Here is an 8,472-nt window from a genome sequence, read left to right on the forward strand (position 1 = left end):
AGCAGCGCCGCACCCACCAGCGCGAGCCCCACCCCGCTCAGCCCGGAAGACCAGGCCGTGGCCGACGCGACGGCGATGGTCGTCAGCTACTACGCAAAGTTGGACCAGGTGAACTCCGACCCGAATGCCGACCTGAACAGCCTGCGCGACGTGGCGGCCAACGCCGCGCTGACCATCCAGGAGCGGATCTCAAGGCAGACGAAGACGCGGGGACGGGTGCAGATCGGCAACTCCCGGGTCGTCAGCTCCGAGGTCTTCAGTGTTGACCTGTCCACCGATCCGGCCGCTACCCCGCCCAGGTACCCCACGGTCGTTATCGACACATGCGTTGACGTCCGCGACGTAAACGTTGTCGACAGCAGCGGACAGTCGGTTGTACTGGCTACCAGGCTTTCTCAGTCGGCGGACCGATTGAGCGTAGTGCAGTTCGACTTCGGATGGCGCGTAAACGCTATTGAGTATCAGGGACAGCCATGCGACAGCTGACCGAGAGAGCGACTTGCCTGCTGGCCTTACTGGCAGGCCTGATCGCCCTGCCGTCACCTGCGTCGGCCGACCCAACAAGCTGCACGGTATACGACCGTTCCACCGGCGAGTGCGTCATCCAAGTCCAGGTACCCGGCAACCCGAGCAGTGGCGGCGGTAGCAACAACAGCGGCGGGGACGACAGCGGAGGAAACCGCGGAGGCGGTGGTGGGGATCCGGCCACTCCGGCATGCATCGACGACGCCAGCAGCACAGCCCCCACCGAAGTTCCCTGCAGCAGCAGCGCCGGGTACTGGTCCAACGAGCACGATTGCTACGTCGCCCCGATGAACCCCCAGCCGCCCGCCGGCAGCCCGCTGTTCTCAGGGAATACCGGTGGCGCCGTCTACACCTGCAGCTACCCCTACACCCTGCCGGGGACCGGCGTGACGTTCTTCTGGGCGGCGGACCCACCCGCTGGGCCTGCCGCCCCGCCGGACCCGGCCGTGCTGGCGCAGCAGGCGTTGGCGGCCATGCAGCTGCGGGCGATCGACATCGGGATGGTCCCCGAGCCCGATCCTTCGAGTGTCGGTCTGGTGGGCCTGCCGACGTGGCTGTGGGTGAATACGCCGAACGAGCAGACTTTCGGTCCGGTCAGCCGCACCGTGGCAGCTGGCGGGGTGAGTGTCACCGCCACGGCGCGGGTCGAGCGGGTCGTGTGGTCGATGGGCGACGGGCAGAATGTCACCTGCACGGGCGCCGGGACGCCCTACGTCGACAGCTACGGGCGCAGCGACTCACCGGACTGCGGTCACACCTACACCCGCACGAGCGCCGCCCAGCCAGATGGCGCCTACACCGTCACCGCGACGTCGTACTGGACCGTCGACTGGGCCGGCGGTGGCCAGACCGGCACCATCGACGATGTGTCGTTCACCCAGGAGGCCCAAGTCCGCATCGGTGAACTGCAGGTCATCCAGACTGATTGACCGGGCCCCGGCATTCCGCCGTCGGCGGTCATGGCTGCACTAGGGTCGGTGCGGCGCGGGAATGGCGACGAGGGAGAGTTTGTGGCTCGGACATTGCAGGTGGTTCTGGAAGACGACCTGTCGGGTGAGGTTTTGGCGACGGGCGCCGGTGAGACCATTGTCTTCGGTTTGGACGGGCAGACGTACGAGATCGACCTGTCCGCGCAGAATGCCGAGCAGTTGCGGGCCGAGTTGGGTCGCTACGTCGTGGCCGGCCGGCGGGTGGCTGACCGTGACGGCCGGCGCCGTCGCCCCACGGGTCGGGGACAGGCCTCGGGTGGACGGGACACCGGCGCGGTGCGCGAGTGGGCCCGACGCAACGGCCACGAGGTGTCCGGTCGGGGACGCATCCCCGCGGCCGTCCTGGCCGCCTACGACGCGGCCCACTGACCGACACCGGTCCGGATGGCGTATCCACCGCGCCGGCAGCTGCGGCCACTGCCGGAGTTCACCGGCACCGCCCGCAATGGCAACCCCGCCGGCGGCGACGTACAGGTTCGGCTGGAGGCCTTCGTCGTCGAGCAATACCGGGCCGGACGGTCACTGCGCGAGATCGCCGAGCTGGCCGACCGCAGCCCGACCGCCGTCCGACGCGTGCTGGACAAGCACTCCGTGCCGCGCCGAGCTCGTGGCGCCACCCGACTGGCGGACGCGTGATGCCGACCCGACGGCGCTGATGCGCGTCGCTCGACGTCGACCAATAAGCGCCCTCCTGCACTCAGGACATGGGGAGCCACCCGTGCGCGCGCCGGGGTCCCGGGCGCCGCACATGGACAGGCGGCGGGGTGCTGGCCGGCCTATGGCCGGGTCGTCGACGACCCGGCGGCGGTGAAGAACTGGTTGGGGTAGCGGCGAGGGTCGCCGGGGCCGCCCCGCGCCTCGTGGGCCCACCGGACGCGTCGTTCCATGCGCTCGACCGTGCCGCTACCCGACGCCGCGGCCAGTACCGCGTCGGGACGGCGGCCACGCAGCTCACCGATCAGGTCGACGGTGAGGTCTTCGAAGATGTCGACCGCGGCCCGGTACATGCGCTGCAGCTGTAGCAGCTCCCAGGTCTCGATCAGGGGATTGCGGAAGGGCTGCCGCCCGACGACGCGCAGGACCCGGCTGATCTGGGGATGGATCCACCCGCCGGAGTCGCTGTTCTCCGGAGCGGACCAGATGACCATGACGCGGATGTCGGTCATGGTCAGGCCCAGCTCGGCGCCGATGGTGTCGTAGGAGCCGACGGTCATGTAGGCGTCGGCCAGCCGCTGGCCGATCGCGCCGCCGAAGGTGTCCACCACGTCCTGGACGACGGACCGATGCCGGCGCAGCAGCTCCAGGTCGGCCACGGTGGTGAAGTCCAGCTGCCCGCCGGTCGTCCGGGTGCAGATGTCGATGAGGTGCTCGGGCCACCAGCGGAAACGCGCCGGCCGGTACATGCGCTTGTGCCAGGTGAGGTCATCCAGCCAGCGGGCGGCGCGCTGAAGTCGCTCCCGGCCGGCGGGGCTGTCCGCGGGGACCGGCTGGGGGGACTCCCGTCGCAGGCCCGGGAAGCGAGCCTCCTCCTGTCGGCCCATCTCGTCGCACAGGGCCTGGGTCTCGGCGAGCAGGGCGGCGTCCAGCTCAGCGGCGGCTCGGGAGCCGCGGACGTGCCCGTCTACTGGCATGCACCCTCCTCGAACACCGGTCACCACCTGTGTGCAGTGTGCGGCACGGGATCCTGCCGCGGGAGTCAACCGTGGGTCTGGGCGCGTCTTCCAACTTGCTCCCCACCACGCTCCCCACCCTGCTCCCCACCCCCGTGGGGAGCATGAAAACGGGTGTGTGAGCTGGGCGTACGCCACGCTCCCCATGCTCCCCACTGCTTCCGCGCCAGGTCGTGCGTGGGTGCGCGCGCGGGGACCGCCGGGACAGCTGAGCAGGCCGGTGGCGATCACTTCGCGAGCCGTTGTCACAGCGGGGCGCCCCGCGGTCCCTTCCCGGGACGTGGGGCTGTCGAAGGAGCTACAAGTCGACACGCCCGAGATGCGCGCCTGGCTGTTTCCGATTCGAGTTCCTGGTAGGACTACGCCATGGCCAACAGGCGAGCTCGACCGACCGGCGGTCGCCGGTCGGTCGGACCACGTAAGGCGCAGACGGTCCGGATGCCCATGGACCACTTCGAGGTCTACGACGCCGCTGCCGAGCGGGAGGGCCTCGACATCGGGGACTACCTCACCCGGGAGCTGGCGCGGGCCCACGGCCTTCCGGTGCCCAACTACATCCAGGAGCGCCAGCGCAAGAACCTGGCGGCGCGCGAGGGTCAAGTGGAGTTGCCCATCAGCGCCTGACAAGGCTCCAGAAAAGCGAGTTGCCCCCCACGGCTTGGCGGCAACGGGGGGCAACTCGACTCAAAAGCAATCCTCGGCCAGGAGGACTGGCGTCATCGTACCCACAAGTCGGCGATCTCGGCTGCACCCACACTGCCGTGACACGTGTCGCGCGGGCTGGTGCCCGTGAGCGGGTTCCCCATGGGCGATGTCGCTCGTGGTCCTCGCACGTCGCTGCACCGTGTGGTGGCCGCGCTGGAGGCCAATGGGCCGATCAAGGGCTACCGGGGCCAGCACGTCTTCCGGGCGCTGTGCCCGGTGCACCACGACACCAGCCCGTCGCTCGGTGTCCGCTGGGTGGCCGGCGGCGGCCGCGGCCAGGTGCTGCTGCGCTGCTACAGCTGCAACGCCGACTTCGACGACATCATCGCCGCGCTGGGCCTGAGGGCAACAGATCTGTTCGACGAGCCCCTGCCTGCCCGACCGGACCGGGGCTCGCTCGGGGTGCGGGCGGGGCGCTCACCTGCCCAGCGGCGCGGGGGGCAGCGACGGGGCAAACTCGGCCGCCTGCCGCGGCCGATCGCGTCTCGGGGGGAGCCCAGTGCACCCGAGCCGGAGCACGCGTGGGTGCAGGTCGAGACCTACCCGTACACCGACGCCCACGGCCGAGTGGTCCAGGAGGTCATCCGGGAGTGGTGCGCCGCCTGCACCCCGCCGCACAAGGCCTTCCGCCAGCTGTTCGTGGTCGGGGACCGCCGGCTCAAGCGCAAGCCTGAGGGCTTCGCGCCGGTGCTGTACCGGCTGCCGCAGGTGCTGGCCGCTGTGGCGGCTGGGCGGGCGGTGTGGCTGCTGGAGGGCGAGAAGGACGTCGCGGCGGCCGAGGCACTGGGTCTGGTGGCGACGACGAACGCCCAGGGGGGGCGGGGATTCACCGCGGAGCTCGCGTCGGCACTGCGCGGTGCGGATGTGCGGGTGGTGCTGGACCGGGACGACACCGGCTGGGAACGCGGAGTGGCCGCCCACCGGGAACTGAGCGCGGTGGGCGCGACGGTGACCCTGTTGCTGCCGGCACCGACTGCGCGCAAGGCCGACTTCAGCGACCACGTCGACGCCGGCCACTCCCTCGAGCAGCTGCTGACCGTGCACGTGGAGGAAGTCGCGGCGTGGGCCGCGGTCGCCGCGGTGCGGTCGAAGGCCACCGCGGTGGAACAGGCCTTGGCCGAGACGCAAGCGCAGCTGGCGGTCGCCGGCGAGTCCGGGGAGAGCCGGGAGGCCGAGGCGGAGGAGGCCTTGCGCTTCGCCCGGCGCTGGGCGCTGGAGGCCGAGATCCGGCACGAGGCGCTGGACAGCGCCCTGGACGCCGTCCAGACGCGCACCGCGCACACCGGGACGGCGTGGGCGAATGAGGCGCTGACCGCAGCGGGGGAGTTGCGGCGCCAGGCGACGACGGCCGCGCGGGCGGCGCTGCAGCTGGTGGGGCAGCCGGTGCCGCCGGCGCTCCAACTGGCGCCCCTGCCGGAGGCCTCGACCGCAGCCGTCGGCACACCGTCGCCCGCCGCCTCGACGCCCGAGGCCGCTGGGACACCGTCGCAGCCTGTAGGACGGTTTGCGCGCCCTGACGTGGGGCCGGTCGGGGACGGGGCCGCGATCAGCCAGCCGGCGTTCCGCATCGTGGACCGGCAGATCGTGCAGGTCGACCGGGACAAGCGCCGCGGCAAGGACGCCGACTGGGACAGCGAGGCCGCGGAGCAGCTGAAGCTCGTCCTCGGCCTGGACGTGCAGATCCTGGAGATGGAGTACCTCGAGGACGCCGTCGACGTCGACGTCGACCTGCCCCGGCTGAGGGGGCGACCGGCTCGGCTGCAGCAGGCCGTCCTCAACCCGCCGGCACCGGCGGAGCTGTCCGGGCTGGTGCTCACCTTCACCCACCCGGCCAGCGGCGAGAGGATGCAGCTGCGGATCAGTGCCGACCAGTGGCGCGACGCCAGCTGGCTGGAGAGCCTGCCGGGCCAGCCGGACTACGACGGCAAGCCCGCCGGGCTGGCGACGCTGCGCCGGGCGATCAAAGCGGTCAGCCCCGACATCGCGATGACCACCCGCTACCGCTCGACCGGGTGGCGGCAGCTGCCCGGTGTCGGCTGGTGCTACGTGCACGCCGGCGGTGGGATCAGCGCGCACGGCGCGCAGCAGGTGCCGGTGCTGCTCACCGGACCGCTGGCCCGCTACGACCTGCCCGACCCCAGCGATGACGCCGCCGCACTGCGGGCGGCGTTCACCGAGCACTCGGCAGGCATGCTCACCCGTCTGCCCCCGCGGGTCGCTGCCCCGCTGCTGGGCCACGTGTACCGCTCGGCGCTGGGCCCCAACCCATGGGTGCTGGCGCTGATCGGCTCGCCCGGGTCCTACAAGACCTCGATCGCGTCGCTGGCGATGCACCACTGGGGCGAGCTGTGGGACCGGCGCAAGCCGGCGTCGTCGATGTCGGGCAACGGGGACACCCTCAACGCCCTGCGGATCAAGCTCAACGCGGCCAAGGACGCCCTCTACTGGGCCGACGACGTCGCCCCGACCAAGGACTGGCTGGCCGCGCAGAAGCTGCTGGAGGAGTTCGCCCGGCTGGTGCACAACGGCGAGCAGCGCTCCCGCTCGACCCGCGACGGACTCGGAGTTCTCGACGGCACCCCACCACGCTCCAGCGCGCTGGTCACCAGCGAGGTCATGCCCCGACCGGGATCGGGTGCCCAACGGATGCTGGTCGTGCCGCTGCAAGCCGAAGAGGTGTCGCTGGAGGCACTGATCGCCTTTGATGGCGAGGAGTCCCGGCACGGCCGGGCGCTGCTGATGTCTTCGATGCTGCGGTGGCTGGCCGCTGACCTGATCGGCTTCAAGGCCCACTACGCCACGGAGGGCGAGCGGTACGCCCAGCGGCTGCGCGCCGACGGCGAGCAGGTGCGCCAGGCCGAGGCGATGGGCGCGGTGTGGTCGGGCTGGTGCGCGATGACCGACTTCCTGGTGCAGGCCGCAGCGATCACCGCAGACGAGCAGGAGCAGCTGCTGGCACGAGTCGATGAGGCGCTGGCGCAGGCGGTGGCGGCCACGACCGACCCGGACCTGCCCTCCCGCACCGGCGCCCGAGTGCGCGAGCTGCTGTGCCATGCCCTGCGCTCGGGGCTGGCCTACGTGGAGGACGTGCGGACCGGGGAGCCACCGCCGTGGCCGCTGGCCGGCCGGCTCGGGTGGCGGCGGGTCGCCGTCGGCGTCGACGAGCTCGCCAGGCCGCGCTACAAGCTCGAGGCGCGAGGGATGCGGTTCGGCTACGTGCTGCACGACCCCGACGGGCGCGACGGCTGCGCCCAGCTGCTGGTGGACTCCACGGCTCTAGAGCAGGTCCTGAAGGCCACGGCTGGAACGATGGCCGATGCGGTGCAACTGGACCGGGGGACGGCGATCCGTGCGCTGTTCGACGAAGGCGTACTCATCGCTGAGGAGCGGACCGGGATGACCCCCCGGTACACGGTGCAGCGCACGCTGCACTGCGAGGACCGGCGGCAGCGGGTGACCGCGCTGCGGCTGCGGGCGCTGCTGGGCGACCCCGACGAGGGCGGCGGCATGCTGCCGTACGACGACGGCTCCGGCGGCGGCCCGGACGGCGACGCGGCCGGCAACGGGGTCGATGGTGACGGCGGCGGGGCGGCAGCCGGGGACGCGGCGACGGCGCTGTTCGGAGCTGCGGCCAGCGAGGGTTGTCGGCAGCCGGGCCTAGCGTCGACGGCACCAATTGTGGACCTGACCAGCCCACCGCAAGAGCAGGAGCACATCGTGGCGCAGGCCTTCGCCGATGCCGAGGGCACCCGCATCGTCGCCGAGATCACCGCGGACACCGCGCCGTGTGAGGCGTGTGGTCAGAGCTGTGCGGTGCGCTTCGCCGACCACGTGTTGCACATCCCTTGCTGGGGACGCAGCACCGCCGCTTCCCGCGCCGCCGGCCCGGTCTTGACGTGGCAGACAGCCCCGGCGCCGCTGGCACCGGCCCCCGTGGCGCCCACACCACCACCTCCAGTTGCAGCAACGCCGGCCGCAATTCCTCCGGCCACTGCGCCTGCTGCCGCGGCCCAGCGGTCCGATCCCGCCACCACGCCCTCACTGCACCCCGGCAGGCCCTCGCCTCGGCGGACACCGCCGGCCGCGGCCAGCACCTTCACCGCGCCCGCCGCGGTGCTGCACACCGACGGCGTGTGGCTGCCCGACGGCAACCGGCACGACCTGCCCGCCGGACTGACCCACGTCGGGCACCTGGCCGACCTGGTGCACGAGCTGGGCCTGGGCACGCAGGTCACCAACTGGCGCAGCGAGCCCGGGCAGCTGTGGGTGACCGGTGCGGCCCTGGCCGCCCTCGGCGTTGACGTCGCGAAGATCCCGGCCGACCCCACCGAGCGCGTCGAGGCCGTCTACCAGCTGACCCGTGGCGCGCCGCTGGTGGAGCTGGCCCAGGCCGAGGGCTGGCAGCTGGGCGGCTCCGGGGACGGGCTGCGCGGCTGGACGCGCATCTGGCGCGGGGAGCGCCGCGGCGTGTGGATCGCGCTTATCCCGGCGATGAACGCCGACCTGCTGGAGACCCCGGTGCTGGCCGATGACCCCGCGCCGGCCACGCTGGCCCGGCGGCTGGCCCTGTTCGCCGGGCAGCT

At 72.0% G+C, this 8,472-nt stretch carries 7 protein-coding genes; 6 read left to right on the plus strand and 1 reads right to left on the minus strand.

Going from position 1 to position 8,472, the window contains the following annotated elements; translation table 11 throughout:
* The 4 genes from BUB17_RS23990 to BUB17_RS24005 form a co-directional block, all read left to right on the plus strand.
* Positions 1 to 486 (plus strand): hypothetical protein (locus BUB17_RS23990; RefSeq protein ID WP_072921162.1); only part of this gene is annotated, 486 nt, incomplete at its 5' end.
* The gene (locus tag BUB17_RS23995; protein WP_072921163.1) at positions 474 to 1,454 is read left to right on the plus strand and encodes a hypothetical protein; all 981 of its coding nucleotides are present in this window, start codon (positions 474 to 476) and stop codon (positions 1,452 to 1,454) included. The genes BUB17_RS23990 and BUB17_RS23995, both read left to right, overlap by 13 nt.
* 81 nt (positions 1,455 to 1,535) lie before the next feature.
* Positions 1,536 to 1,883: a histone-like nucleoid-structuring protein Lsr2 gene (locus BUB17_RS24000; RefSeq protein ID WP_072921164.1), complete on the plus strand. Its 348-nt coding sequence runs from the start codon at positions 1,536 to 1,538 to the stop codon at positions 1,881 to 1,883.
* 15 nt (positions 1,884 to 1,898) lie between these two features.
* A complete protein-coding gene (locus BUB17_RS24005; protein WP_072921165.1) occupies positions 1,899 to 2,150 on the plus strand; it encodes a helix-turn-helix domain-containing protein in 252 nt (83 codons plus the stop codon).
* Positions 2,151 to 2,290: 140 nt separating this feature from the next.
* Here the strand turns inward: BUB17_RS24005 and BUB17_RS24010 are convergent, their stop codons facing one another.
* Positions 2,291 to 3,145 (minus strand): hypothetical protein, encoded by an 855-nt coding sequence (locus BUB17_RS24010; RefSeq protein WP_072921166.1) that lies wholly within the window; start codon positions 3,143 to 3,145, stop codon positions 2,291 to 2,293.
* Positions 3,146 to 3,628: 483 nt separating this feature from the next.
* Between BUB17_RS24010 and BUB17_RS24015 the strand changes: the two genes are divergently transcribed.
* Together BUB17_RS24015 and BUB17_RS27210 are read left to right on the plus strand one after the other, a co-directional pair.
* The gene (locus tag BUB17_RS24015) at positions 3,629 to 3,808 is read left to right on the plus strand and encodes a hypothetical protein (RefSeq protein ID WP_083606578.1); all 180 of its coding nucleotides are present in this window, start codon (positions 3,629 to 3,631) and stop codon (positions 3,806 to 3,808) included.
* 222 nt (positions 3,809 to 4,030) lie between these two features.
* The coding region (locus BUB17_RS27210; protein ID WP_072921168.1) for a hypothetical protein at positions 4,031 to 8,472 on the plus strand (4,442 nt) is incomplete at its 3' end.

The organism is Geodermatophilus obscurus, assembly GCF_900143215.1.
Taxonomy (GTDB): domain Bacteria; phylum Actinomycetota; class Actinomycetes; order Mycobacteriales; family Geodermatophilaceae; genus Geodermatophilus; species Geodermatophilus obscurus_A.

What these genes read in the sequence shown, in the direction of transcription:
- BUB17_RS23995 (WP_072921163.1), top strand. Translation starts at nt 474, where the DNA reads ATGCGACAGCTGACCGAGAGAGCGACTTGCCTGCTGGCCTTACTGGCA.
- BUB17_RS24005 (WP_072921165.1), top strand. Translation starts at nt 1,899, where the DNA reads ATGGCGTATCCACCGCGCCGGCAGCTGCGGCCACTGCCGGAGTTCACC.
- BUB17_RS24010 (WP_072921166.1), bottom strand. Translation starts at nt 3,145, where the DNA reads ATGCCAGTAGACGGGCACGTCCGCGGCTCCCGAGCCGCCGCTGAGCTG.
- BUB17_RS24015 (WP_083606578.1), top strand. Translation starts at nt 3,629, where the DNA reads ATGGACCACTTCGAGGTCTACGACGCCGCTGCCGAGCGGGAGGGCCTC.